The sequence below is a fragment of the Belliella pelovolcani genome (genome assembly GCF_900156785.1).
GTDB lineage: Bacteria > Bacteroidota > Bacteroidia > Cytophagales > Cyclobacteriaceae > Belliella > Belliella pelovolcani.
This window is the reverse complement of record NZ_FTOP01000001.1, coordinates 79325-105651: the sequence shown is the minus strand read 5'-3', so window position 1 is coordinate 105651 and position 26327 is coordinate 79325. Positions and strand designations below refer to the sequence as shown.

23 protein-coding genes and 1 tRNA gene are annotated in these 26327 nt (G+C 41.1%); 15 read left to right on the top strand and 9 right to left on the bottom strand.

Going from position 1 to position 26327, the window contains the following annotated elements:
* Positions 1-4 precede the first annotated feature (4 nt).
* The 4 genes from der (at position 5) to BW935_RS00480 (ending at position 3201) form a co-directional block, all read left to right on the top strand.
* Complete coding sequence (der, locus tag BW935_RS00495) at positions 5-1318, top strand: ribosome biogenesis GTPase Der (RefSeq protein WP_076497504.1); 1314 nt, start codon at positions 5-7, stop codon at positions 1316-1318.
* An 84-nt stretch (positions 1319-1402) separates the two neighbouring features.
* On the top strand, positions 1403-1600 hold the full coding sequence (locus BW935_RS00490) for a hypothetical protein (RefSeq protein ID WP_076497502.1): 198 nt from the start codon (positions 1403-1405) through the stop codon (positions 1598-1600).
* A 192-nt stretch (positions 1601-1792) separates the two neighbouring features.
* Positions 1793-2008: a hypothetical protein gene (locus BW935_RS00485; RefSeq protein WP_076497500.1), complete on the top strand. Its 216-nt coding sequence runs from the start codon at positions 1793-1795 to the stop codon at positions 2006-2008.
* 83 nt (positions 2009-2091) lie between these two features.
* Positions 2092-3201 carry a 6-bladed beta-propeller gene (locus tag BW935_RS00480; protein WP_175606615.1) on the top strand — a complete coding sequence of 370 codons (1110 nt, stop codon included), beginning with the start codon at positions 2092-2094 and terminating at the stop codon, positions 3199-3201.
* Positions 3202-3763: 562 nt separating this feature from the next.
* Here BW935_RS00480 and gcvP read toward each other — a convergent pair.
* On the bottom strand, positions 3764-6658 hold the full coding sequence (gene gcvP, locus BW935_RS00475) for an aminomethyl-transferring glycine dehydrogenase (protein WP_076497496.1): 2895 nt from the start codon (positions 6656-6658) through the stop codon (positions 3764-3766).
* 203 nt (positions 6659-6861) lie between these two features.
* Here gcvP and BW935_RS00470 point away from each other — a divergent pair, with 203 nt between their 5' ends.
* The 3 genes from BW935_RS00470 (at position 6862) to trxA (ending at position 9571) form a co-directional block, all read left to right on the top strand.
* The gene (locus BW935_RS00470; RefSeq protein ID WP_076497494.1) at positions 6862-8358 is read left to right on the top strand and encodes a M28 family peptidase; all 1497 of its coding nucleotides are present in this window, start codon (positions 6862-6864) and stop codon (positions 8356-8358) included.
* A 264-nt stretch (positions 8359-8622) separates the two neighbouring features.
* On the top strand, positions 8623-9210 hold the full coding sequence (locus BW935_RS00465) for a hypothetical protein (protein ID WP_076497492.1): 588 nt from the start codon (positions 8623-8625) through the stop codon (positions 9208-9210).
* A 52-nt stretch (positions 9211-9262) separates the two neighbouring features.
* Positions 9263-9571: a thioredoxin gene (trxA, locus tag BW935_RS00460; RefSeq protein ID WP_076497490.1), complete on the top strand. Its 309-nt coding sequence runs from the start codon at positions 9263-9265 to the stop codon at positions 9569-9571.
* A 202-nt stretch (positions 9572-9773) separates the two neighbouring features.
* Here trxA and BW935_RS00455 read toward each other — a convergent pair whose 3' ends face one another.
* The 5 genes from BW935_RS00455 to BW935_RS00435 all read right to left on the bottom strand — a co-directional run bounded on the left by BW935_RS00455 (position 9774) and on the right by BW935_RS00435 (position 15247).
* Positions 9774-11522 carry a M14 family metallopeptidase gene (locus tag BW935_RS00455; RefSeq protein WP_076497488.1) on the bottom strand — a complete coding sequence of 583 codons (1749 nt, stop codon included), beginning with the start codon at positions 11520-11522 and terminating at the stop codon, positions 9774-9776.
* 105 nt (positions 11523-11627) lie between these two features.
* Positions 11628-13244 (bottom strand): M14 family metallopeptidase, encoded by a 1617-nt coding sequence (locus BW935_RS00450; RefSeq protein ID WP_076497486.1) that lies wholly within the window; start codon positions 13242-13244, stop codon positions 11628-11630.
* A gap of 451 nt (positions 13245-13695) precedes the next feature.
* Positions 13696-14262: an anthranilate synthase component II gene (locus BW935_RS00445; protein ID WP_076497483.1), complete on the bottom strand. Its 567-nt coding sequence runs from the start codon at positions 14260-14262 to the stop codon at positions 13696-13698.
* Positions 14246-14791 (bottom strand): CvpA family protein, encoded by a 546-nt coding sequence (locus BW935_RS00440; protein ID WP_076497481.1) that lies wholly within the window; start codon positions 14789-14791, stop codon positions 14246-14248. The genes BW935_RS00445 and BW935_RS00440 overlap by 17 nt, the downstream gene beginning before the upstream one ends.
* 6 nt (positions 14792-14797) lie before the next feature.
* The gene (locus BW935_RS00435; protein WP_076497479.1) at positions 14798-15247 is read right to left on the bottom strand and encodes a GatB/YqeY domain-containing protein; all 450 of its coding nucleotides are present in this window, start codon (positions 15245-15247) and stop codon (positions 14798-14800) included.
* Positions 15248-15308: 61 nt separating this feature from the next.
* Between BW935_RS00435 and BW935_RS00430 the strand changes: the two genes are divergently transcribed.
* From BW935_RS00430 to BW935_RS00410, 5 genes are all read left to right on the top strand, one after another.
* A complete protein-coding gene (locus BW935_RS00430; protein WP_076497477.1) occupies positions 15309-16025 on the top strand; it encodes a pyridoxine 5'-phosphate synthase in 717 nt (238 codons plus the stop codon).
* Between the two features lie 562 nt (positions 16026-16587).
* The gene (locus BW935_RS00425) at positions 16588-17349 is read left to right on the top strand and encodes an alpha/beta fold hydrolase (protein WP_076497475.1); all 762 of its coding nucleotides are present in this window, start codon (positions 16588-16590) and stop codon (positions 17347-17349) included.
* A 146-nt stretch (positions 17350-17495) separates the two neighbouring features.
* A tRNA-Pro gene (locus BW935_RS00420) sits at positions 17496-17569 on the top strand.
* Between the two features lie 149 nt (positions 17570-17718).
* Complete coding sequence (locus BW935_RS00415; RefSeq protein ID WP_076497473.1) at positions 17719-17997, top strand: hypothetical protein; 279 nt, start codon at positions 17719-17721, stop codon at positions 17995-17997.
* Positions 17997-18812 (top strand): Cof-type HAD-IIB family hydrolase, encoded by an 816-nt coding sequence (locus BW935_RS00410; protein ID WP_076497471.1) that lies wholly within the window; start codon positions 17997-17999, stop codon positions 18810-18812. Before BW935_RS00415 ends, BW935_RS00410 begins: the two co-directional genes overlap by 1 nt.
* A 183-nt stretch (positions 18813-18995) precedes the next feature.
* Here BW935_RS00410 and BW935_RS00405 read toward each other — a convergent pair whose 3' ends face one another.
* Entirely contained in the window at positions 18996-19676 is a 681-nt protein-coding gene (locus BW935_RS00405) for a DUF2461 domain-containing protein (RefSeq protein ID WP_076497469.1), read from the bottom strand.
* Positions 19677-19816: 140 nt separating this feature from the next.
* On the bottom strand, positions 19817-21118 hold the full coding sequence (locus BW935_RS00400; RefSeq protein ID WP_076497467.1) for a UDP-N-acetylmuramoyl-tripeptide--D-alanyl-D-alanine ligase: 1302 nt from the start codon (positions 21116-21118) through the stop codon (positions 19817-19819).
* Positions 21119-21530: 412 nt separating this feature from the next.
* Between BW935_RS00400 and BW935_RS00395 the strand changes: the two genes are divergently transcribed.
* The 3 genes from BW935_RS00395 (at position 21531) to BW935_RS00385 (ending at position 25636) form a co-directional block, all read left to right on the top strand.
* Complete coding sequence (locus BW935_RS00395) at positions 21531-23672, top strand: T9SS type A sorting domain-containing protein (RefSeq protein ID WP_084565748.1); 2142 nt, start codon at positions 21531-21533, stop codon at positions 23670-23672.
* 112 nt (positions 23673-23784) lie between these two features.
* Positions 23785-24816: a hypothetical protein gene (locus BW935_RS00390; RefSeq protein ID WP_076497466.1), complete on the top strand. Its 1032-nt coding sequence runs from the start codon at positions 23785-23787 to the stop codon at positions 24814-24816.
* A 67-nt stretch (positions 24817-24883) separates the two neighbouring features.
* Positions 24884-25636, top strand: coding sequence for a hypothetical protein (locus tag BW935_RS00385; RefSeq protein ID WP_076497464.1), 753 nt, complete (start codon positions 24884-24886; stop codon positions 25634-25636).
* A 5-nt stretch (positions 25637-25641) separates the two neighbouring features.
* Here BW935_RS00385 and BW935_RS00380 read toward each other — a convergent pair whose 3' ends face one another.
* Positions 25642-26259 carry a response regulator gene (locus BW935_RS00380; RefSeq protein ID WP_245802612.1) on the bottom strand — a complete coding sequence of 206 codons (618 nt, stop codon included), beginning with the start codon at positions 26257-26259 and terminating at the stop codon, positions 25642-25644.
* Positions 26260-26327: the final 68 nt, after the last annotated feature.

Genomic DNA, 26327 nt, shown 5'->3' with positions numbered 1-26327 from the left:
AGTAATGTCAAATATAGTAGCAATTGTAGGGAGACCTAATGTAGGTAAATCCACCTTTTTCAACCGATTGGTTGAGGAGAGAAAGGCCATAGAAGATAACATGTCGGGGGTGACCCGTGACAGGCATTATGGCCATGCGCAGTGGGGAGGCAAATTCTTTTCTGTCATCGATACAGGTGGCTATGTCACTGGATCTGATGATGTATTCGAAGCCGAGATCAGAAAACAAGTTACACTTGCACTGGAAGAAGCGAGTGTGGTTCTTTTTGTAGTGGACTGCCATGATGGGCTGACTGACTTAGACAAGGAGTTTGCAAACGTACTCCGTACTTCCAAGAAGCCTATTTACATTGTAGCCAACAAGGCAGACAATCAATCTCAGGTATTGATGTCTACGGAGTTTTATGCTTTAGGCTTGGGGGAAAATGAGGTTTTCCCTATTGCCGCCATTTCAGGTAGTGGTACAGGTGAATTGTTAGATGCTGTGGTTTCCAATTTCCCAGATGAGGGAATCGAAGATCCAGATGCAGGTATTCCAAAGATATCTATCCTAGGTAGACCAAATGTTGGGAAATCTTCTTTCTTGAATGCCCTTTTGGGAAAAGAAAGGTCTATTGTGACTGATGAGGCTGGGACTACGCGTGATGCTATCCATACCCGATACAAGCTTTATGGACAGGATTTTATCATTACCGATACTGCGGGGATCAGGAAAAAAGCTAAGGTCAAAGAAGATATTGAGTTTTACTCTGTGATGCGTTCTCTGAGGACCCTTGAAGAATCTGATGTCATTATCGTGATGGTAGATGCATCGAGAGGCTTTGAGGCTCAGGATATGAATTTGATTTCCTTGGGGATCAAAAATAATAAAGGCATCATGATCATGGTGAATAAGTGGGATTTGATAGAGAAGGATCATAAGACCATGGAGAAATTCAAAAAAGACATCATGGAGAAGCTCGGAGAGAACCGTTGGATTCCGATGATCTTTACTTCTGTGATGAACAAGCAGCGAATTTTCCAAGCAATTGAATTGGCGGTGAAGGTTTACGAGAATAAAAACAGAAAAGTAGCCACTTCCAAAATCAATGATGTGATGCTTGCTGAGATCGAGAAGTATCCACCACCAGCATGGAAAGGGAAGTACATCAAGATCAAGTATGTGACACAGCTTCCGACCAAAAATCCAGTGTTTGCATTCTTCTGTAATTTGCCTCAGTATATCAAAAATCCATATACTCGATACCTAGAAAACAGGTTGAGGGAAAACTTTGAATTTGAGGGTGTTCCGATCAAAATTGTGTATAAAAAGAAGTAAAAAATAAATTTTGTGCAAGTGCTTGACAATTACATAAACGGTTGTACATTTGCGTGCTTAATTTAAGAAACAAACAAAAAAACAATGAAAAAGGTATTTGCATTATTCGCTGTAGCTGGTATGCTATTCACTGCATCTTGCGGTAACAAAGAAGTTTCTGAAGAAACTGAAATCGAAGTAATCATCGAAGAAACTGAAGAAGCTACTGAAGAGGCGATCGAAGGTGCTGAAGAAGCAGTAGAAGAAATCGTTGAAGAAGTTGAAGAAACTGTAGAAGGTTAATCAACCCATTCTTCCAAAAAATAAAGGCCTCTGAGAAATCAGGGGCTTTTTTTGTGATCACCTGCAATTTTAAACAATAATTCCAACTAAACTCTTGCTTTTTTCTTTCTTTCTTTCTTTCTTTCGTCGACTTTATTAGTGAATTCATTTTTAAAGCCATTTTATTTTATTTTCAACTAAATTAATTAAGCAATGAAAAACAAAATTATTCAAATCGTTTTTTCCGGAGCATTACTAATGTTTTGTTCTATCAGTTTTTCTTCATCTGGTCAAGCTACAGTTGATCCTGGTGCTGGTTTAAATACAGGGCCTGCTAAAATCGTTGATTGTGCTTGGTGGTTTACTGGAAACAAAAAGGTATGTATGAGTGAGAATACAAACCCATGTACAGAATCAGATTGCTTCTAAATTTCAAAAACTCTTAAATTTGATAAGGGATGATTTATGCTCATCCCTTATTTTTTACTCAGCCTTTATCTCATACATTTTATATGAAAGTATTTTATTCTGTATTAGTTTTCTTTAGCTTGTTATCATGCAATAGGATAGATAAGACATATTTTGACGAATCCAATTCAAGTTTTTATTTCGGAAAAGGAGATCTTGATGTAAGAGAGGTTGTCAGCTTACCGGAATATGTGAACTTGGATCAATCAGGTGATTACTTTTTCACACAAGTCGATAAGTTGATTATTTCTGACAATTTCATTTTTGTGCTTGATTTGACGGGCTCGAATCATGTTTATGTTTTCGACTTGAATGGTAAATTTATTTCAAGACTTGGGAACATTGGAGATGGGCCAAACGAATATCGAAGGTTAGGAGATTTTGATGTGACTGACGATGGTAAGGTTGTCCTTTTAGACAGACAAAGGAAGCGGTTGTTTATTTATTCAACAGTTGGAGCATTGATGGAGATAAAAAAATTTGATTTTAGGGCAGATAGTTTCGTGGCATTAGGTGATGGCTTTTTGTTCGGCCTTGTTGTAGAAAGTGAGTATCCTGAAATAAATGGTTATCATGTCATTAAAACAGACAGTGAATTAAATATTTTAGACAAGTTTGAAAAATATCCAGAAGGCTTTATGGATGTTAAATTTCATACAGGTCTATTCACCAAATCCAAGCAACATATTTATTATCACAAGCCCGTAACAGATTTTGTTTTACAATTTGATTTAAAAGGAAATCATCTGAAAAAAATTGATATAATTTTGGAGAATCCAGATGAATTTGAGTCGTATAAAAATGATTACGAGATTTTGGCTGAAATGCGATCTACAAAGGACTTTAAATATTTGAGTTCTCCTCCAGTTATCTTAGGTAATACGATTCTTGCACAAGGATACTCAGGTAACAATAAAGTAATGTTTTTATATGATCAAAAAAGTGGAATGCATGATGAATTCAATATTAAACCTTTGAACTTTAACCATCTTAATGTCAATTTTCCATACTTTTCGGATGGAGAGAAATTTGTGGCAAGTATACTTGAATATGAATTGTATCAAGTAGATTGGGGCAAAGGGAAAATTCCTGAAGATGTGTCAAACCACATTACTGAAGGTGGTGTTACTGTAGCTTTATATTATTTAAAATAACCTATTATTGAATCTTAGAGCTATTATTTGTGGACTTACAGTTGTTTATAAATTAATCAATATGATTATCCATAATGACACTAGTAAGTAATCATATCGCTTATAACTAGGGCGTGCTGAAAAACGCCAATTGGGGAATAAATTCTTTAAATTCTGAAGAACACCCCCTTTAACAAGTGATTCTTTTTCAGCAAGCCCTAGATATACACTTCAATCAATCACAAAAATGCGCTTTAGATTTTTTTGAGACCCAAAAAAACCAATGCTAAATTGATCATTTTTTTGCGACCCTAAAAGGGTCAAACTTCTCAATAACCATGGGTGAAACCCATGGGCAAAGTGACCAGAATCCCCTCTCCCGACCCCAAAGGGGTCGAACAAAAAGACACGAAAATCACATTGTCGCTACCCATCTACCAATAACTTACTCGTGCCAATTAACTGGAAATAAAACCTTCGAGGTCTAAAAAAAGACCTCAAAGGTTTTAGATGGTAGTCCAATTCTACCAAACCCCATTAAAGGCAAAAAATCCCCTGTCACTTTTGACAGGGGATTTTTGTTTTACTCTGCTACTTCTGAAGCATATTCCTCAACAGGGATACAGCTACAGATCAAGTTTCTGTCTCCATAAGCAGAATCAATTCTTCTTACAGTTGGCCAGAACTTGTTACCTTTCACATAAGGAAGTGGGTAAACAGCTTTGGTTCTGCTATATGGGAACTCCCAAGTGTCAGCCAAGGCCAGTCCTGCCGTGTGAGGGGCATTTTTCAGCACGTTATTTTCTTTGTCTGCTTCGCCATCATAGATTTCTTGAATCTCAGCTCTGATTGCGATCATCGCATCACAGAATCTATCCAATTCAGATACAGTTTCTGATTCTGTAGGTTCTACCATCAGTGTTCCCGCTACTGGGAATGAAACAGTTGGTGCGTGGAACCCATAGTCCATCAATCGCTTCGCAATATCTTCTACTTCTATACCTACTTCTTTGAACGCTCTGCAATCTAAGATCATTTCGTGTGCTGCTCTTCCACCTTTTCCTGTATAGAGGATAGGGTAGTGCGATTCTAATCTATGCTTGATATAGTTGGCGTTGAGAATGGCTATTTTGGTTGCATTCGTCAATCCTTCGGCACCCATCATGGCGATGTAAGCATAAGAGATTGGCAAAATACTCGCGCTACCAAATGGTGCAGCAGAAATTGCGTGTATTGCTTGCGTGCCACCTGTTTTCACGACAGGATTGCTTGGTAAGAATGGGACAAGCTGCTTAGCCACAGAAATAGGTCCCATACCTGGTCCACCACCACCATGAGGAATACAGAAAGTCTTGTGTAAGTTCAAATGGCAAACATCCGCACCGATCAAACCAGGACTGGTCAAACCTACCTGCGCATTCATGTTGGCCCCATCCATGTATACTTGTCCTCCATTGTCATGGATGATTTGACAGATTTCTTGGATAGCTTCTTCAAATACGCCGTGTGTAGATGGATAAGTTACCATCAGGCAAGCCAAGTCATGGCTATGTGCTTCTGCTTTTTCTCTTAGGTCAGCCACATCGATGTTTCCTTTTTCATCACATTTGACAAGGACTACCTTCATGCCGGCCATTACAGCAGATGCAGGATTGGTTCCGTGTGCAGATGTAGGAATTAGGGCAATATTTCTGTGGTGATCTCCTCTGCTTTGGTGATATGCTCTTATGACCATCAAGCCAGCATATTCACCTTGTGCACCTGAGTTAGGTTGCAAAGAAGTATCAGCAAAACCAGTTATTTCTGTCAGCCAGTTTCTCAGGTTTTGGAACATTTCATAATACCCCGCTGCTTGGTCTTGTGGACAGAATGGGTGCAGTTGACCAAATTCTGGCCAAGTCACAGGGATCATTTCCGCGGTAGCATTGAGCTTCATGGTACAAGAACCCAAGGAGATCATGGAGTGAACCAAGGAAAGATCCTTGTTTTCCAATCTTTTGATATACCTCAACATTTCGTGCTCAGCATGGAACTGATTGAACACTGGATGTGTCAGGAAATCTGAAGTTCTAGCCAAGCCTTGAGGCAGGTTGATATCCAAGTCAGCGGTCAATGCATTCCAGTCCAAGTCAACTTTTTGATTGGTAGACATGGCGAAAACTTCCACAACAGCCATGGCATCTTCCAATGTTTTGGCTTCGTCAAATGACAAGAAGATAGCGCCTGGTTCGTACCTGAAGTTCATCTCTGCCGAGAGGGCAAAAGCTTTAATTTTGGATTGCTCCACATCATTTACTTTGACCTTGATGGTATCAAAGTAGTTTTTATTTTCTTGCTCAAAACCAAGTTTCGCCAGTGCCTTTGCAGTCAATTGTGCCAATCCATGGGTTCTTGAAGCGATTTCTTTCAATCCTTTTGGACCGTGATAGACAGCATAGAATCCAGCCATCACTGCTAAGAGTACTTGTGCAGTACAGATGTTGGAAGTAGCCTTCTCTCTTTTGATATGTTGCTCACGGGTTTGAAGCGCCATTCTGTAGGCTTTGTTGCCGTCTCGGTCTACGGATACACCGATGATTCTACCTGGAACTTGTCTTTTGAAAGCTTCTTTGGTAGCGAAAAATGCAGCGTGAGGTCCACCAAAACCCATTGGTACGCCGAATCTTTGGCTGGTACCTACTACCACGTCTGCGCCCATTTCACCCGGAGGTGTCAAAAGCGTCAAAGCCAACAGGTCGGTTGCAAAAGCCGTCATTACATGATTTTCTTTCGCAGCAGCAACCAAGGCAGCATGATCGATGGCTTCACCATCAATATTTGGGTATTGAATCAAAATCCCAAAAAGATCGGCATCAGTCAGATCCAATTCAGACAATGGAGCGATTTGCAATTCAATTCCAATCGGCGTAGATCTGGTGATCAGTAAGTCTTTGGTTTGAGGAAAGATTTTTTCGTCTACAAAGAATTTGTTAGCGTTTTTCTTTTCTCTTGGCTTGGAAGCATGGAGCATGGTCATGGCTTCAGCAGCAGCAGTTGCTTCATCGAGTAGCGAAGCATTGGCCATTTCCATACCTGTCAATTCCATGACTGTAGTCTGGTAATTGATCAAAGCTTCCAATCTACCTTGTGCGATTTCGGCTTGGTATGGGGTGTAAGCAGTGTACCATCCTGGATTCTCGAGGACATTTCTCAAGATTACTCCAGGGACAATGGTGTCATAATATCCCAAACCGATAAATGATTTGAAGATTTTATTCTTAGAAGCCAAAGTCTTGAACTCCTTTAAGAATGCTGCCTCAGATTTTGCTGCCGGCAGATCCAAAGACTGATTCATTTGGATGGACTTTGGGATGGTTTGGTCGATCAATTCTTCCATTGATGACGCACCGATTTTTTCCAGCATCATGGCTATATCTTCTTGAGAAGGGCCATTATGCCTGTTTTCAAACTTTGTAGTAGGGGAAAGATTAATCTTCATAATCAATATTGTAAAGGGAAATTATTCGGGTTATATCCTCATTGATTTAGGGTAGTGCAAAGGTATAAATTATTGATTCAATACAAGTTTCTACACCTAAGATTTCTACCTGCTTAACAGTCCAAATTGATAAACGGTTTTAATCTGATAGGAATAATTTTTAAGTTTGATATCTAAAAATGTCTAACCATTAGAATATACTTATGAAGAGAAATTACTGGATAGCTGGATTGCTATCTTTGTGTCTGACAGTACAGGTCAGTGCACAAGACGCCACAGCCTTGAAATATGCAGAAAAGATCACTGCTGCTGGCTTGGAAGAGAAGTTGACTTACCTAGCTTCTGATGAAATGGAAGGAAGAGATACTGGCGAGAAAGGTCAGAAAATGGCTGCTGAGTATCTGGCAAATCATTATAAAAACCTAGGCTTAGCTGGCCCAGTGAATGGAGAGTATCTTCAAAAATTCAATTTGGCATCAGTTTCCTTCTCAGATGTAAATCTCACTGTAGGTAAGCAGAAGCTGGTGAATAATGAAGACTTTGTGTTCATCGGAGACGGTGACATGAAGAAGGCTGAGAAGGCTGACTTGGTATTTTTGGGCCTAGCATCTGAGGAAAACTTAGCCAAAGTTGATGTCAAAGGGAAGCTTGTTGGACTTTGGGCTATCGGTGAACGTGCACAGACTGTGGTGAGAGATGTGATGGATGCAGGTGCTGCGGGTATCGTGATTGTAACCATGGAAGGCCAGGCCAATTTTGACAGACTGGCAAACAGGTACAAATCCCTAAGCGGAAGAGGTAGATTGGGTTTCGAGCAGCCTTCCAAGCAAGAGCCGATTTTCTTGGTAAGTTCTGAAAAGATGTCCTCTCTTTTTGCTACGCCAGTGGAGATTTTGAAAGAAGCTGCCAAAAACAACCCACAATCGATCAAGTCACAGAAAGCTACTTATTTGATCAAGAAAAACACCAAATTGGTTCCTACAGAAAATGTGATGGGTTATTTGGAAGGTACGGACAAGAAAGATGAAGTTTTGGTGATTTCATCTCACTATGACCATACGGGTATCGATAGCCAAGGGAGAATTAATAATGGAGCAGATGATGATGGTTCTGGAACTGTATCTGTCATGCAGATTGCTGAGGCATTTGCTGCTGCTGCCAAAGACGGCATCAAGCCAAGAAGAAGCATTCTATTCCTGAATGTGACTGGTGAAGAAAAAGGTCTTTTGGGTTCTGAATACTATGCGAACAACCCAATCTTCCCACTAGAGAATACTGTGAATAACATTAACATTGATATGGTGGGTAGAATTGATTATGAGTATCAAGATGCCGAAGATCAGGATTATGTGTACGTGATCGGGTCAGAGATGCTTTCTTCTCATTTGAAAGTGATCAATGAATACAATAATATCACCTATACAGGTTTGAAACTCGATTACAGATACGATGCCGAAGATGATCCAAACAGATTCTATTACAGATCGGATCACTACAACTTTGCAAAGCATAACATCCCTGTGATTTTCTTCTTCAATGGTGTGCATGATGACTACCATCAGCATACAGATACTGTGGACAAAATCGAATTCCCGTTGATGACCAAAAGGGCAAAATTGATCTTCCACACTTCTTGGGACTTGGCCAACAGAGAGGAAAGAACCCCCGTGGATGGTACGAATACGAGAACGGATAGATAAGATTTTAGAATTCAGATTTTAGATTTGAACACTAACCTTTGAGGTTTCCAAAACCTCGAAGGTTTTCAAGTTAAGACCTGCCTGGTTTATGTGTGGCAGGTTTTTTTGTTTTTAAAATGAGATTTGAGATGCAAGGTACAAGACATAAGATTCAATGGCGAACTTTGCCTCTTTGCTCACCTTTGCGAGAAACCAAGAGACGCCCCATTTCCCTTTTTACTGAATATTCCTTAACTTTAAGAGAACCCCAAACTCTGAGAAGCTATGAAGTATCAACTTACTTTTATCTGTATAATGCTATTTGTCACTTTTGTAAGTGCACAGGAAATCCCCAGCAAGGAAATCCAAATCAAAACTGCCTTGCTTGCTGCTCCTGAAGAGTTGAAGGAAGGAGCAATGGTTTATGGATATGATCAAAATGGAGATTTGGTAGTCTTGCGAAAAGGGAACAATGATTTGATTTGTTTGACAGATGATCCCAAAACTCCTGGATTCAATGCTTCTTGTTATCATAAGGATTTAGATATTTTCATGGAGCGAGGTAGGCAACTGAAAAAGGAAGGGAAAAATGCCAAAGAGATTTTTGATATCAGAGAAGCAGAGGCTAAGAGTGGAAAATTGAAAATGCCAAAGGATGGGGCGACATTATTTGTTTTGACTGCCGATGAGGCCGATTTTGATCCGAAAACAGGTGAAGTCAAGGATTCTTATCTCCGCTATGTGGTCTATATTCCATGGGCTACTTCTGAAAGTACAGGTCTACCACTTCGCCCTTCTGGTCCAGCCATGCCTTGGATCATGGATCCAGGAACTCATCGTGCACATATTATGATCAATCCACCGAGGAATTAATGATGGCACTAATTGAATTCTTTTTTGGTTAGCATGCTGGAAATAGAAAATCATGGCAAAGAAGAAGTTTAAAGAGGTTATTCAGAAAAGTGAGGAGGCAGTGTTGGTGGATTTTTATGCGGATTGGTGTGGGCCTTGTCAGACCATGAATCCTATCCTTGAGGCAGTAGTGGCTGAGCTAGACGGGAAAGTGAAATTATACAAACTCAATGTAGATAAGAACCCACAGGCAGCTCAGCAGTTTGCAGTGCGCTCGATTCCGCATTACATACTTTTCAAAAGAGGGAAGATACTTTGGAGAAAAGGGGGCTACATGACCAAGCGAGATTTATTGCAGGCGATGAAGGGATTTGTGGGATGAAGTATAGTCCACATACCAAAGTCAGCAGTCCACAGTTTTCGATGAAATGGATAAAAATTTTTGAATATATATCTGCTAGGTAGTACTTAGGTGTATGAAAAAACCTCCCCTAAATCACTTTAGAGGAGGTTTTTTTATAAGGTATTAGTCTATTTAGCTCTTGTTAACCAGTAACTAATAACCAATAACTAATTCACTAAACTCACTTTTTCCAACTCGCCTTTCCGCCTTTGGCTGAATCTACTGTGATGCTGTAGTTGCCGCCTCCGCTGATGATCCATCTGACTTTCACAGTGCCCATGCCTGGGATATTGGCTACTGAGAGTTTCTCGGGGCTGACCTTTTGCTCGGTCACTCTATTGAAATCTTCATTTTCTACGGTGAATCCAGCTACTACTTTTGCACCAGAGATCGATACATAATCAGGTCTTTCGATTTTGTATTTCAGATCTTGGCTAGAGTGTGTAGGGATCAATCTTTCGTTGTATATGGTTGCAGTGATTTCTTTCAATCCACCACCAAGGTCTTTTTCATTGACCTCTGTTACACTAAGCTTAGGTGTATGGTAAGCATGAAGAATGGAGAAAGCAGCATTTCTATGTGCATCTTGTTCTAGCAAGAAGCCAGGATGCAATCTTCCGAAATTTTTCTTGAATCCACCGATCTCTACTTTTCCAAATTGCGGATGGTCGTATTCCTTCCAATCTACAAACGCATCACCGAAAGTAAGGTATTTGTCTACTTTCATTTGCTCGTCCTGATTTCCTCTACCTGCATTTTCATGGAAGTATAGGTATGATGTCATCAATTCATTGGAATAGGTGAAGATTCCTCTACCTCCGTAGAACCAATCCAGCTGCCCACCAAATACAGAGTACAAGTCTTTGTACACTACTAGGTATCTATATCCAGGCATGAATTCTTCGCCTTTTTTGGCAATGGCATCATAGATTCTTACATCAGTGGCATTGTAGGTTCCTAAATCCTCTTCTGCACCAGGGCCTCTTAGGATCATACCGCCATAGTTGTGGTAAGATTGTGCTGCTGCGATATTTGGATGCTTCATGATGAATTCCATGACTGCTCTATTTTCTGGTACTGTGAAAGGGTACCTCAAAGCGCCACTTTGTACATAATCTGGCTGCCAGTTCCAGCCCCAATCTCTATTAGGATCATAGTAACCAATGCCATCGTCATTGACTCTACCGTCACCATCTCTATCCAGACCTTCTTGACCGATCATTTCGTATTCGCCCTTTTCATCGATTCCAACTCTGATCAGTTTTCTTGGATCCATTGGGTCTTTGATCAAGTTACCATAAGGAGACTTTCTGATCATTTGTGTGATGCTGCCATCACCATCCAAGTCATCCATTGGATCTTCACCAAATTCACCATCACCATCATTGTCAAATACCATCATCCCAGATCTTGGTGAACTTCCAGTATTAGGTCCTGTCATGAAGTAATCATGGGCGTCAGGATTGATCGTAGGGGCAAAATAGAATGTCTTGTCTTTCAATAATTCTGTAATGAAGTCTAATTCTCCATACATTTCCATCAAGTACCAAGCCGTGTATAGTGTGAACTCAGTACCTTGTATTTCATTGGAGTGGATGTTTCCATCGATCCACATTGCAGGCTTATCTTCTGCTTTGCCAGCTTTGAAGTCTGTGACTGTCAGTACCCAGATGTCATTGCCTTCGTAAGATTTTCCGATACTTTCTAGCTTCACCAAATTGGGGTGCTTGGCTACCATGTCACGCATGATTTCCAAAAGTGCTTTGTTGGTATGGTATCTATTCCAGGAAACCTGAACTTTTGGATTGTGCGGTGTACCGGCAGCACGGAAATAGCGTCCATCAGCTACCTGAGCTTCGGAGACTTGTGTCGCTCCGAGGCACATCGCTGCACCAAGGGCGGTTGTATATATCCAGTTTTTAATTTTCATGTGTTTGTTATTTTTTTCAAAGGTCACATGGAATGCCTTTTCGAATTGGGTTCCATTTGTGAGAACTTACTTGTGTAGGCATTTCATTTAGCAGAATTTCTATGATTAGAGTTTTACATTCAAGGTTGCAAATCCGGCATGTGCTGCACCTGCCTTGATGTCTACACTACCGCTACCTCTTACTACCCAGCTGAGGGTTGTTTTTTCAAAAGCACCCACGCTCCTGATCAATTGGATTTTTTCACCTGCGACTAGGTCTTTTTGATCTTTGGAGATATCTACCCTGATTTTTCTCAGCCATCTGGAGCGCTCGCCTAATTGTGAGTGCGTAGGTAGAGGCGAATTATTGAAAAGATCAGCGGTGATTCTTGTTAAGCCATTGCTCAATTTTTCAGTTTTCACATTGTGAAACTCTAACTTAGGCTGCATATCTGCTAGCTTGAGTATAAAGTTCGTGTGCTCTTCTGCGATTTCAGCTACTTTGCTGAAAGGAGGGTTGTACATTACAAAAGGTTTGATACCTCCTACTTCTACTTTTTGTCCTGGCAGGTCTGGGTGGTCGATGGCTGTCCAAGGGACAAAGACATCATTCATTCCTTCTTGTTCTGCCCAAGCGAGGAAGTTTGCTTCTGGATTACCCAATGGCTTACCATCCGCATCCTTTGCCTCAGGTGCCCACCATCCCGGGGTACCAAAGCTCAATCTCCCAAAGTGGAAATATGCCCACTGAAAGAAGTCGCCATCTGTACCTTGGTTGGTTTGGTTGTATGCTTTTTGGGAAATAGTCTCGTTGTATATGCCAGACACCATGCTATTGATGGCTACATCTTTGTCCAGCATGGAAGTTAGGATTCGTTTTCTGGCATCAGCTGGATTATATTTCAAAGGTGATGACAGGTTGTTTGCAGGGCTGAAAGTCACGATGGAAAAGATGTTCCACTGATCAAATAAATAATCCAACATGGCTCTTGTCTCAACTTGAGAGGCAGCGAAGTCACCAGCTAGAGGCTGGAAAATTGGGAATTTGTAAGTCAATGATTTATTGAAAGCGATACCTTCAGTCAGGTCTTCGCCAAATTGTCCATCCTTATCCTTGTCTCTACTTTCTGGATAGATCATGTAGCTTCCCTTTTGTCCTTTGCTACGATCTGCTTTGACTAAGATTCTTGGGTCTTTGTCTAGTGGCATGTAATCACCCATCGGACTTTCAACACGCATCATGGTAATGAATCCATCCTTGTTGAGGTCTTCATATCCATCTTCACTGACTTGACCATCTCTGTCATGGTCTACTTTGGCAGCATTTCCCCTTCTTTCATACTTCAATGAAGCATGGTATTGCTCGTATGCATCAGGAGACATGTTAGGGAAAATGTAAAAAGTGGTATTATCAAGTTTGGAAGCGTGGTCTTTGACCAGTTTTTCAGCAAACTGCAATGCTAGCTCCACGCTGAGTACATGGAAACCTTCAACCCCGCCTACTACGGCGATCCCTGGTTTATTGTCCATGTCGCCACGGCCCACTTTGAGTACCCAAATATCTTTTCCACCCTCTGTTTTGGTCAGAGAAGTGAGTTTGGCAGGGCTTCCACTGCCAGAAAGGGCCTGAAGCCTTTGATTGACCTGACTCAGAGTTGGGTAATCACCCTGCGCCAGCGTGGTTGATGCTTGGGAAAATAACAGTCCCGCACCAGCAACCAACGACAGATAAATCTTCTTCATAAAGTATAATTTGGTTTAGATTATTTGCCAGATGAAAATGTACTTGGCGCATCTATGTTACAAAAAATAATTAGCATAATTAAATGCTCTGTGCCTTGGACAAAAAGCGGTATTTTGAAAGGTGTTTTGGATGGATGAGTGGGAGGGGGAAGGATGAGTTGGGAAGGATGAAGGAGGAATAGATTGGAGCAATGTGTTTGAAAGTTGGGGAAGTTGAAAAGTTTAAATGTTGGGGAGTTTGGGACTAGTTGATTGAGTTATTGGGGGAATTGGGGATTGGAGGATTGGAAGATTTTAAAATTGAAATATTGTAAGATTAGGGATTTGTGATAGCAAAGAGTAGGGTGTTGATTGAGATTTGAAGGATGAATAGATTGTAAGATTTGAAAATTGGAAGATTAGGAGAGGGGGTAGATTTCTTATATTGTTTGAAAGTAAGAAAAGGAACAATTTAAGATTGTAGATTGGTGACCCAATTTTTGATTAAGGCTAGTCCGAATGCCGTGAGGTGGGCTTCTGGATGGTATTGGATGCCTATGATGGGCAAATCTTTGTGCGCTATGGCCATGATTTCACCCTGAGCTGTCTCTAGCAAACATTCCAATGAGGCTGGTAAATCCTCCAAAATCAGAGAATGATAACGTGTTACCTCAAAAGCGTCTGGAAGATCAGTCAAGACAGGGTGTTCGGCAACCTTTATTACTTGGTGGACTTTTCCGTGCACAGGGTGTAGCCCCTTGACTAATTTGGCACCAAAATATTCGCCTATGGCTTGGTGTCCCAAGCAAACGCCGAGGACAGGGATTTTGTCATGATAGTAATCCAAAACCTGCATGAGATTACCTGCCTTCTGAGGAGATTCGGGACCAGGGGAGAGGATTATAGCTTGGTATTCCTCTTTGATGATTTCATCAAGTGGGACATCATTTCTGACGATTTTCAGATCCTTTCCCGTTTGTCTGATGTAATCCGCCAAGATGTATGCAAAAGAGTCGAAGTTGTCAATCAAGAGCAGCATCCTTGGCCGTGTTTACAAGTGTCTGAATAGATTCTACTGCTTCTTTGACGATGGGAGTATAAGCATCAAGTATGTTGATGGTAAATGGGGCTATGGGCTGTAAGAATGGGTACACCTTGGATTCAGAGATCCATGTTTCTGAAAGTTCAAATTCAAAGGAATTGGCTACCCAAAGCAGTAAACTCAAGATAAAACCCGTCTTCAATATGCCCAAAATTGCACCAGCTACATTGTCCATGGATCCTAGCATGGTAAGGTCTATGGTTTTTTTGACCAAATATGCTAATGCCCTGATGCTGATGATGACGATCAGGAAGATGATCAAGAATGCCAAAAAGGGCAACATGAAAGTGAGGTTTTCTACTTTATTGGAGAGTAGTTCTGCGCCCCAATCCATCAGCTGGAAAGCCAATAAAATGGCAAGAAAAAAGGCCACTATAGAGATGATTCCGATAAAGAGACCTTGCTTGTACCCGCTATAAGTACCGATAGTCAATATTGCCAGAATGATGATGTCTAGAGTGGCCAAATTGTATTAGGAAAGTAAGGATTTAACTTTGGCTGAAATGGCTTTGCCATCTGCTTTTCCAGCGAGCGACTTGGTAGCAGCTCCCATCACTTTTCCCATATCTTTGGGACCTTCGGCGCCTACTTCGGCGATGATTGCTTTCAAAGCTGCCTCAAGTTCTTCTTCTGTAAGCTGCTTAGGCAAAAACTCTGAGATGATCTCCAATTCAGCCATTTCAACAGCATAGAGGTCTTCTCTGCCTTGCTGCTGATAGATATCTGCTGAATCCTTACGCTGTTTTGCCGCTCTAGTCAAGAGTTTCAATTCCTCATCTTCGGAGATGCTACCAGCTGCTCCACCTTTGGTTTCTTCCAGCATGATCAAGGATTTGATAGATCTCAGTGCACGCAATCTATCCTTGTCTTTAGCCAACATGGCTTTTTTAATTTCACTTTCTACACTTAGCTTTAAACTCATTCCCTTGTTGTTTGTGTTATAGGTGTAAATTTGTCACAAAATTATCTTTTAATCTAGGAAAATGACCAAGTTAAGCGTAAATATTAACAAAATCGCTACCCTGAGAAATGCCAGAGGAGCCAATAATCCCAATGTGGTGCAAGTGGCTTTGGATGCTGAGCGCTTTGGTGCTGAGGGGATCACCGTGCACCCAAGGCCAGATGAAAGGCATATTAGATACCAAGACGCCCTTGATCTAAGCAAGGTAGTCACCACTGAGTTCAATATAGAAGGCTATCCTGATCAGCGATTCATGGAGTTGATCAAGACCGTCAAGCCTGCTCAAGCTACATTGGTGCCCGATCCACCCAATGCCATTACTTCCAATTCGGGCTGGGATACCATTACTCACCAGGAATTTTTGAAAGATATAGTCGCTGAATTGAAAAGCTATGGTGCAAGGGTTTCTATTTTCATCAACCCTGAAGCAAAGTTTTTTGAATCAGCCAAGACTACAGGAACAGATCGTGTGGAACTCTACACAGAACCATACGCTGTACAATTCCATAAGGACAAGCATGCCGCCGTCAAGCCTTATGTAGAGGTAGCCAACTTAGCTAGCGCATTAGGACTGGGTTTGAATGCGGGACATGACTTGGATTTGCACAATCTAAAATTCCTCAAAGAGAGTATCCCGTTCCTTGATGAAGTATCCATTGGTCATGCATTGATTTGTGATGCACTCTATTATGGATTGGAGAACACCATTCAGATGTATAGAAGGCAGTTGGAGGTTTAAATGATATTGATGGATATTTTTTATTCATTGATATTTGGGTTTAAGTGGTGGGGTGAAATAAAGTTGAAATAAGGTAGAAATAAGGTGGAAATAGGGGGGGTAAATGATATTGATGGATACTTAGATATTAATTGATATTTGGATTTAAGTGATGGGGGTGGAATAAAGTTGAAATAGGGTAGAAATAAGGTAGAAATAAGGTGGAAATAAGGTGGAAATAGGGGGGTATTGATATTGATGGATACTTAGATATAAATTGATATTTGGAATTTAGTGATGGGTGGTGGGGTGAAATAAAGTTGAAATATGGTGGAAATAAAGTGGAAATAGGGGGTAGGTTTGAATGATATTGATGGAGACTTAGATATTAATTGATATTTGGATTTAAGTGATGGATGGGGGGTTGAAATATAGTGGAAATATAGTTGAAATAGAATAGAAATAGATGGGTAAGGTGGAGATAGGGGATTGATGAGGTGGGGATATGCCTGTGGCGAAATGTTTAGGAAATAATAGATTGATTGTGGGGAAGTCTTTAAGTTGAATTTTAAAGGATAAGGAAATGAAATTGAATTTTAGAAAAAAGGGTTCAGGAGAGCCATTGATTATATTACACGGGCTTTTTGGATCGGCAGATAATTGGTTTAGCATTGCCAAAGAGTTGGAGCGGGAGTTTACACTGTACTTGGTAGACCAAAGGAATCATGGTGACTCCCCACATAGTGATGAGTGGAACTATAAAGTCATGGCGGGGGACCTTGCGGAATTGATGGAAGATGAAGGAATTGAAACGGCATACCTGATGGGACATTCGATGGGTGGCAAGACTGTGATGAATTTTGCTTTGCGGTATCCTGAAAAAGTCAAGAAGCTGATCGTAGCAGACATTGCTCCGAGATACTATCCTATTCATCACCAAACCATACTTGAGGGTTTGTCCTCCATCAATCTTCACGAAATCAAATCGAGGAAGGAAGCTGATGACCAATTGGCAAAGTATGTTCCTGAAGCTGGAATCAGACAGTTTTTGCTCAAAAGCTTGGGTAGGAATAGTGCTGGAGACTTTATCTGGAAGATCAATCTTTCGGTGATCATGGATAAAATCGAAAACGTAGGAGAGGCTCTCGATTCTGAAGGTACTTTCGATAAGCCGACACTTTTCATGGGCGGTGCCAATTCGAATTATATCCAAGAAAAAGACAAGAAAGACATTGACAGGTTCTTTCCTAATAATCACCTGATCTATATTAAAAATGCTGGGCATTGGCTTCATGCAGAGCAGCCTCAGGCGGTGGTTGATACAGTTAAGGCTTTTCTGAGATAAAGATTAGGATATTCTGCAATTATGCCACAAAATCAACTGGAGGAAAATGTGATTTACTGCGCTTAGTCCTCTATTGCTGTATTGATATGATTGAGATCAATCCTATTTTGAAATAAAGTTTTGATCCATTTAATTCGCAAAATATTCGGGGTGTAGCGCAGCCTGGTAGCGTACTTGCATGGGGTGCAAGGGGTCGCTGGTTCGAATCCAGTCACTCCGACAATTTTCAAAACACTGATGAAACAGCATCAGTGTTTTTTTGATTTTATGGCTTTTTAAAAATTTAAGTTTAAATTAAATGCGCTGAAATAAGCGAATAAAGCTGTTTTCAATATAGATTAAAAAACTTATACCAAAACCCCACTCACTATGTACATCAATCAAGAGTTTCAACATCCACCAGTCAATACTTCAGACTGGTTTTTGACTGTATTTATCGCTAACATTCCTATAGTAGGTTTTATCATGCTGATCGTATGGGCATTGGACAAAAACGGGAATCCGAGTAAAGCCAATTGGGCCAAGGCCAAGCTAATTTGGACTGCATTGGCAGTAGGGTTGGGTTTATTGATCCTCTTTATCGTAGGTTTCGGAGCGATATCAGGGTTTTTTGATAACTTTGATCCGAATGATTTTGATATAGCCTGATGCAGATTAAAGCGATTTGTACTGATATAGATGGTACATTATTGAATGGGGACAGGGTGCTGTCCCCAAGATTACTTCAAGCGATTGCGCGATTACCCAAGGATTTCCCTATCATACTTGCTTCCTCTCGTATGCCTGATGCCATGCGACATTTACAGCAAGATATGGGACGCTTGGGCGAACCATTGATTTGCTACAATGGGGGATTTGTGATTCACGACAGCTATCAAGAGGTTTTGGATGATGTAGCGATAGGGCTTGATCATTGTGAAGCCTTGGTGAAGATAGCCAAAGGCACACAAGTCCATGTCAGTCTGTATCAAGGGGAGGAATGGTACGAGCCTGCTTTTGATTACTGGGCGGAGCGGGAGGCTAGCAATACAAGGGTAGACCCCACCATTCAGCCCGCAGATCAAGTATTGGCCATGTGGAAAGCCAGAAGAAAAGGAGCGCACAAAGTCATGTGTATGGGTCCTGCCGAAGAGATAGATTTTTTCTTTCAAAATGCACAGCAACACCTTGGTGAGGACTTGCACCTCTACCGCTCCAAGGATACCTATATAGAAATTGCTCCCAAGTCTATTTCAAAAGCCTCGGCGCTACAACTCCTTCTAGCGCGTAAGTATGACATTGCGATGGATGAAGTGATGGCTTTTGGGGACAATTATAATGATATAGAAATGCTTCAAGCCGTAGGGATGGGAGTTGCGGTAGGCAATGCCCGGGCGGAAGTCAAGGCAATTTCAGATCGAGTGACTTTGAGCAATAAAGAAGATGGGGTGGCGGTGATGATAGAGGAGGTTTTGCTGGGGTAGGGATATTTTACATGCATATATAGTACTTTGTCTGTAACGGTAGAAAAAACCGATTTAGTTTAGCTTTGATATTCATTGATATTAGATACTAAATGATATTTTCCCAATAACATTCGTTAAATCGAATGAATTGCATTTTCTTGTAAAGAAGCATTCCCGGAACTACTTTTAAGGATCCTTTCCTCACAACAACCCCTCTCCACTTTCAGCTTCATCCACCGCTTGATGCAGAAAATCGTGAAAGGGTTTCATCAGTCTGAAAGCATCGAGTGTTTTGGTTTTGAAATTACCAGAAGAAATATCTTTGTCGGCCAGAGGCGTAGATACGATAAAACTCTTGTATCTGAGCAAATCGATATGTGGATGCTCGGTATCATAATCTCTTGGGCTTGTTTTAAGTTGCTCGCCTTCTAAGCTGGAAAAATGTTTCTTGAAATTGGGTTCATTGAGTATCTTAAGCAGTTCTTCCCCAGAGTAGTCGATTTCTTGACGGATTTTTTTCAAAATATCAGCGGGAGGCATCCATATTCCTCCAGCGATGAAGCTCTCACCAGGTTGTATGTGCAAATAATAGCCAGGGCCATTGGATTTTTTGCCTCCTACGGAAAAATATGCTGCTAAATTGGTTTTGTAAGGGGCTTTGTTTGCAGAAAAACGGATGTCTCTATTTTGCCTGAAAACACAATCTTTGGCCTTAAATCCGGCAAGAGCTGGTTCCCAAGAACTAACTCCTTCCAGTAACTCAGCCACATCCTCCAAAAACACAGCCCTCACCTCTTGATACCAATCCCTATTAGTATCCATCCATTCTTTGGAGTTGTTGTTGGCGAGTTCTTTTAGGAAGTTAAGGTATGGAGTAGGCATTTTTTTGGATTAATTCGTGATTCACCGATTAAAACTACTGTAAAGTGAAATAGTTAAGCATAATTGTCAATTTGAGTAACAAAATCTCAACTAATATCAACTTCAAATTTAACAGGGGTATTATTTGCCAAAGCAACTTTTTATATAAAATCCACCAAGCCCTCCAATTTCATTCCCCTACTTCCTTTGATCAAAATCAGATGATCTTCTAATTTGGAATCCTGTAGCCAGTTTCTGAAGGAAAAAGGATCAGGAAAATAGAGTGCTTTCATCGGAGCCTTTGCCAAAGCCGCTTGGGTATGCTTTCCGGCAAAACAAATTTTATCAAAATCATATTGGCTGACCAATTCACCCAATTTCTCGTGTTCGGCTTGGGTGCTATCACCAAGTTCATACATGTCCCCCAAGATGATCATTTTGTGTTTTTTCCCAGTCATCTCGCCAAAAGTCTTGATCGCCACTTCCATACTGGATGGATTGGCGTTGTATGCATCTAAGATGATCAAGTTGCTTCGTTTTTCTACGAGTTGAGAACGCATATTGGAAGGCTTGTAATTGACGATAGCCTGAACTGCCTTTTCTATAGAAACACCGAAAAACTTCCCTAAAGTAATGGCGGTGGCAATATTCCCAAAGTTATATGCTCCTATCATGGAACTGAGATATGAATCTTCGCTTCCTTCTACTTTGAATCTTACAAAGGGATTGGCATCCACAAACTCCACTTCGCAATAATCACCTTTGGCTGGGTAGAGGACAGGGTTTTCAAAGCGCTTGGCCATATTGGAAAGGATAGGGTCTTGGGAATTGATAAAGACAGTGCCTTTGTGTGCTCTTAAGTGCTGAAATAACTCAGTTTTGGTTTTCAAGACTCCTTCTGGCCCTCCCATACCTTCGAGGTGAGCCTTTCCGATATTGGTGATAAACCCGTGTGTAGGTTCTGCAATATCACAGAGTTCCTTGATATCGCCTTGTTTGTTGGCGCCCATTTCCACGATTGCGATCTCCGTTTCTTCTTCGATTGCCAAAAGTGTCAAAGGCACGCCGATATGGTTGTTCAGGTTGCCAACTGTAGCTGAAGTCTTGAATTTTTGCTTCAATACAGCATGCAGGAGTTCTTTGGAGGTCGTCTTACCATTGCTTCCAGTCAGTCCTATGATGGGGATGTTCAGTTGTCTTCGATGGTGTAGTGCAAGCGCTTGGAGCGTGCTCAATACATCCTCACATAAGAAGTACCTCAAATCTCCCGCAATCACCACTGCAGGATCATCGACGACGACGAGTGAGGCCCCCATTTCCAAAGCCTGTGCAGCAAAGCTGTTGGCATTGAAGTTTGGTCCTTTCAGGGCAAAGAAAATATTGCCTTGATCGATTTTACGTGTATCAGTGCTGACTCCTGTGGATTGTAGGAAATGAGTGTAGAGTGATTGGATATCGGACATAAGAACTCAATTTGAATCCTAAAATTAAGCTATTCGTGGCATCATTATCAAGAATTGATCGTTAATTTGAGCATTGATAGCAATGTCATCTATAAATGATTATAGGTTGAGATTCAACTTTTCCAAAGTTGTGTAAAAAGTAGGAGCAAACTCAAATATGTATATCCGCAATTATACCTATAACCAATTTAAATGCGGGCTTAGATCAATCCGATACTTATAGATATTGGATATTCATTGATATTGGCTAGAAATCATAGGTTTGTTCCATTATTTAGATTCTACTTGTAAGTAAGCGGATAATCATGAACTAAAATTAAAAATTTGAACTTTGGAAGAGTTAGCCTTTATGATACTGGTATTGATCATTAATTTTCAACATGCTGTTCTAGAATAAGTTGTACGAGTAAATATGTCATTTAAAATTAGTCCTTCTTTTTTGAAAAAAGCTTACTTCAGTCTACTGATTGCTTGTCAGTTTTCGTTGCTGAGTTATGGGCAAACAGCTTTTGAATTTGCAAGTCCTGTCAGTTTACTCAAAGAAGGAGAGATGCTTCCATTGGCTTTTTCTGGTGGGCTCAATGCCGCGCAAGTTCAGACCATGGATGTCAATGGAGATGGGGAAGAGGAGTTGGTGATATGGGATATCAATGCCAGACAAGTTTCTGTTTTTAAAGAAGAGGATGTGTTTTTTATACATTTGCCTCAACTTTCTTATTACTTTCCTTCGGATGTCAATGGCTTTCTAGTACTTGCAGATTATGATGGGGATGGGAAAAAGGACTTGTTTACTTCCAGTCCATTTGGGATCAGAGCGTATAGAAATGTCAGTCCCCCAGGCGCTACTTTCCCTAGCTGGGAGCTGGCTCAGAATTTTCTTAGATTGGATAATAATAGCAACCTGCAAGCCAATAACCTAGATATTCCTTTGATCATGGATATCGATGGGGATGGTGATTTGGATATTGCTACGTTCAATTTTGCTTCGGGAGATTTCTTGGAATTTTACAGAAATACTTCCGTAGAACGAAAAGGAGTTCCAGATATTGATGGTTTTGCTTTTCCCGAGGCTAGGTGGGGTGGCTTTGAGTTTTGTGACTGTGGTCAGTTTAGCTTTGGGATCACCTGCTCGGGGATGCCGATGGGCAGAGTTATCGAAGATGACAACAAGCGGATCGAGCATGCAGGAGGTCATTCCATTCTCTATGCAGATTTCAATGGCGATGGAGTCATGGATTTATTGATGGGACAGGATGAATGCAATCAACTTTATTATTTACCCAATAAGGGGACTAATGCCAATCCTATATTTGATGAATTTTCGACATCGCTGCCGAGCATTGGAGTCTTGCCGGAGTTTCCGATTTTCCATGCAGCGCAGTTGTGGCATGATCAGCTACTGATTACCACCAATTCTTCTTCGATAGCAGGCTCCTTCAGGGCAGATTACAGCAGGAATTTCTTTTCTATACCATTGCAAGGTGGTGGAATTACTCCTTTTTTACAAGATCAGATGCTTGACCTTGGAGAGAATACGCGGCCTAGTTTTCAAGGAAATAAGTTGAACGGCAAACTTTACTTGTCAGCTAACACATTGAAAGGTAGTCGAGTGGTCGGTAGCCTCAGGATCATTGAAGTGACAGCGGAAGATTGGCGCTTGACTGAGGAGGATCATTTGAGTTTGTCAGAGCTAGACTTGACAGACCTCCAATATCAAACCTATCGCAGTGCCACTGGGCAGAATAGCTATTGGCTTGCTGGCACGGATACAGTCAATTTTGCCTTGGTGAAGCGACTGTTCCATACCGCATTCGAGGATTTTACTGTGAAGAATGAAGTCAATGTGCCAGGCTTGACACCAAGGCCATTGGACCATTTTGAGTTATTTGCTTTTCAGAATCGAGACTACTTGCTCTTGGCTCGGCAGACAGGTGAGTTGCTACTTTATGAAGTAAGTTTTGGCGAGGAAATTCCCACTTTGAATTTGCTTGAGCGGAATTTTCTCGGTTTCCAAGATAATCCTGCTTCCAGGAATTTGACTATACATGTGGTGCCTGGACAGAGACCTAGCCTGTATGCTGCTGATCAGCGTGGGCAGCTTTTTTGGATCGATGATTTTATGAATAAAAAGGATAGAGAAGAAGTACTGGTCAGGATTGGTGAGGAGTTGAGACCTGCTCGATTGGGTCGGAATACTTGGATAAGTAGGGTGGCAGACGCTTTTGGGTCTAGCTATGACTTGCTTTTGGGGACTACTGCGGGAGGATTGTTGTATCTCAAGTCTATATCTGAGGTTTCCAATCCTGAAGGTGAGGGATTTTTGGTGAAAGTGTATCCAAACCCTACTACAGGGCCTGTAAGTATACTTGCCAATCAGGCTGCGGAAGTAAGGTTGGTAAATAGCCTGGGTCAGATTTTAGTTGAGCAGCTTATGCTGGAAGCCAATAGGGAAATATTCCTTCAGCCTGGTAACTTGGCTCCAGGGCTGTATATTTTGAATTTCAGTTTAGGCAATGGGCAAAGTCACAGTAGGAAGCTGATAGTGCGACCATAGCTTATCCGTGCTAGTGGGTAGTCGAATTTACAAGCTGTAGGGTATGTTTTGATGGAGGGTGTTTTCGGAGCTTTGGGTATAGATTTTAGTCCCAACGAAAACCAATTCAATCATGAAAAAGATCATCTTATCCGTAGCGATACTGACATTGTCAGCGGGATCGCTATTCGCTCAAGAAATGTTCACTGGTATAGGAACCAAAGGGCATTACAACAAAACCATCAAGGGAGCAACTGCTTTTGCCATTCCTCAGCTGAGTGTGGGTTTTGAAACTTATGTAGAAACCAAGCAGGTGGTACAAGAAGGAAAGCTCAGTAAGTTGCAGAATGTCTTCGAAGCACATAGCAAAGGAGGGCAGTATGCAGGTCAACAAAGTGGTTCTGCACAAGTGACCACCATACTCAATGCGGGCATGACCTTGGAAGATTATCAAGCCCTAACCAATGATTTTCAGAAGATCTTAGAAAGAGAAATCGCCAACGCAGGCTTCAAAGTAGTTCCAGTAGAGGAATTGATGCAGCAGGATGCCTTTCAGAAAGTCAAAGATAGATTCGAAGGAAAAACTGACAAGAAGAAGGGGAAAGTTGATGAGTCTGACATAGGTAATGCCAAAGTTCAGATGCTTCCAGAGCAAGGAATTTTTATGTTTAATGAAAAGAGCTTTGCTGTAGGTGGGGTTCCTCTGGCTGTTGCCATCAAGAATTACTATAAAGCGAGTGATGCGATATTGATGACACAAAATATTGATGTGGATTTTTCTACTGTAGAACTGGATGTGGACTTGGATGCTGGTAGAAGAGGGAAGACTACCAGTGCAGAAATGAAAGTGGTTCCAAAGATGCGGATCACTTACAATACTTTTGATTTTATTTCGAAAAATGGATCGCCTGGCAGTACACCAGCGAGGCTAAATGCAGATTTTATTTCTGATAAAGAGTATTCAGCTGTAATTTCAAAGGATAAGACCAAAGCGGAGAGTCTTATGAGCAAACTATTTTCATTGAAAGCTAAGCCAGACGTCAACTTCGATCCGAGAATCATAGAGATGTCCAAAGAAGACTATATCGCTGCCTCTAAAGACCTTTTTACCCAATACTCAAAAGAGTTTGCCAAGTCCTTGGTCGTTGGGGCCAAAGGGAAGTAATCCATTTACTGACCGGAGCCAAGGTTAGCGCCTTGGCTTTTCTTTTTCAACCAATGCTCAATTTGCTATGAAGAAACTTCTATTATCGATCATGATATCCCTTCCCACCCTAACTGGACTTGCTCAATCGGGAAGCTGGGATAATGTCAAACATAATGGTGTGCGAACCATGGGGATATCTTACAAGTATCTCAACCTGACCAATCCAGCAGATAAATCAAACCAACTCGGGACTACCTACTTTTTTCCTGAATTTGATTTTGTGAAAATGAATCTGTCAGCAGGTGCATGGAGCTGGTCCTATAGGAATAAATTGCCGGGGGATTTTATAGGTTCCGGAGTTCAGCTGGTGTTTACAGGAGAAATGCCTTACTACACGTATAGACCTAATGCTACTTGGATTCATAATTTCATAGGCTGGTGGAATATCGCCAAAAATGTCAAAATCAACGACGAACTTGCCGTTGCAGTTGGAGGTCATATAGGAGATTATTACCTCGATTATAGTCTTGCCCCAGATGTATATTACAATCCACATGGTTTCTATGCCGGTATAGGGCCAGTAGTGATGGTTGATTACTTATTGCCTAGTGCTATGGTGGTGCATTTTGAAAGTAGTCTAGCTTACGGGCAATATTTGGCAGATGGAGACGGTTTTGGTGCATTTCCTGCTCCTTTGATTTCCAATACCATGCTGGAGTTGCGTACCAATTCCAAGGTATTTGTAGGCTTGGAGTACGTTACTTTTTTCAATCGAGGAGATGATCCATTTAGAGGACAGCGGATAGAGCTGAAAGCAGGCTTCCGATTTAAGAAGTAGGTAAATCAGATTAAGTTATTTGCGTAAGCGAACTTAATTAAGCCTACGAGGGAGTTTGTCTTGGTCTTTCGGAATATATTTTTTCTATGGGTCTCTACGGTACGTTCTGAAATGAAAAGTTGATCAGCGATATCCCGATTGGAAAACTCCTTGGCAATGAGTTTGAGTATTTCTCTTTCTCTATCCGTGAGCATTCTTTCTTCATCTGGGAATTGTAAGCTATTGATGATGATTTTATTGATATCATTGCTTAGGTAAATTTTCCCGGCATCGACAGCAGCTATAGCTGATAGCAATTCTTTGTGGCTATCGTTTTTGAGAATATATCCATTTATCCCTTCTTTGAGGATTTCTTTGACCAAGTGTACTTCATCATGCATGCTAAGCATGATGATTTTGGTGATAGGACTGATTTTTTTTACCAGCCTCACCAAGGCTAGCCCATCCATTTCAGGTAAATTGAAGTCTGTGATCAACAAATCAACTTCATGCTGTTTGATGAATTCTAATGCAACTTCTGCGGTATTGGCTTCGCCGATAACTTTAAGAGTGGGTTCTTTTTCAAGTATGCTTTTGATTCCATCCAATAGGATAGCGTGGTCGTCCACCAGAAATATTTTCATGGTCTGAGTTTTTATTTTAAGTTTCAGAAACTGACGCAACATTGCAAACATGCCTGCAAGTTACTAGC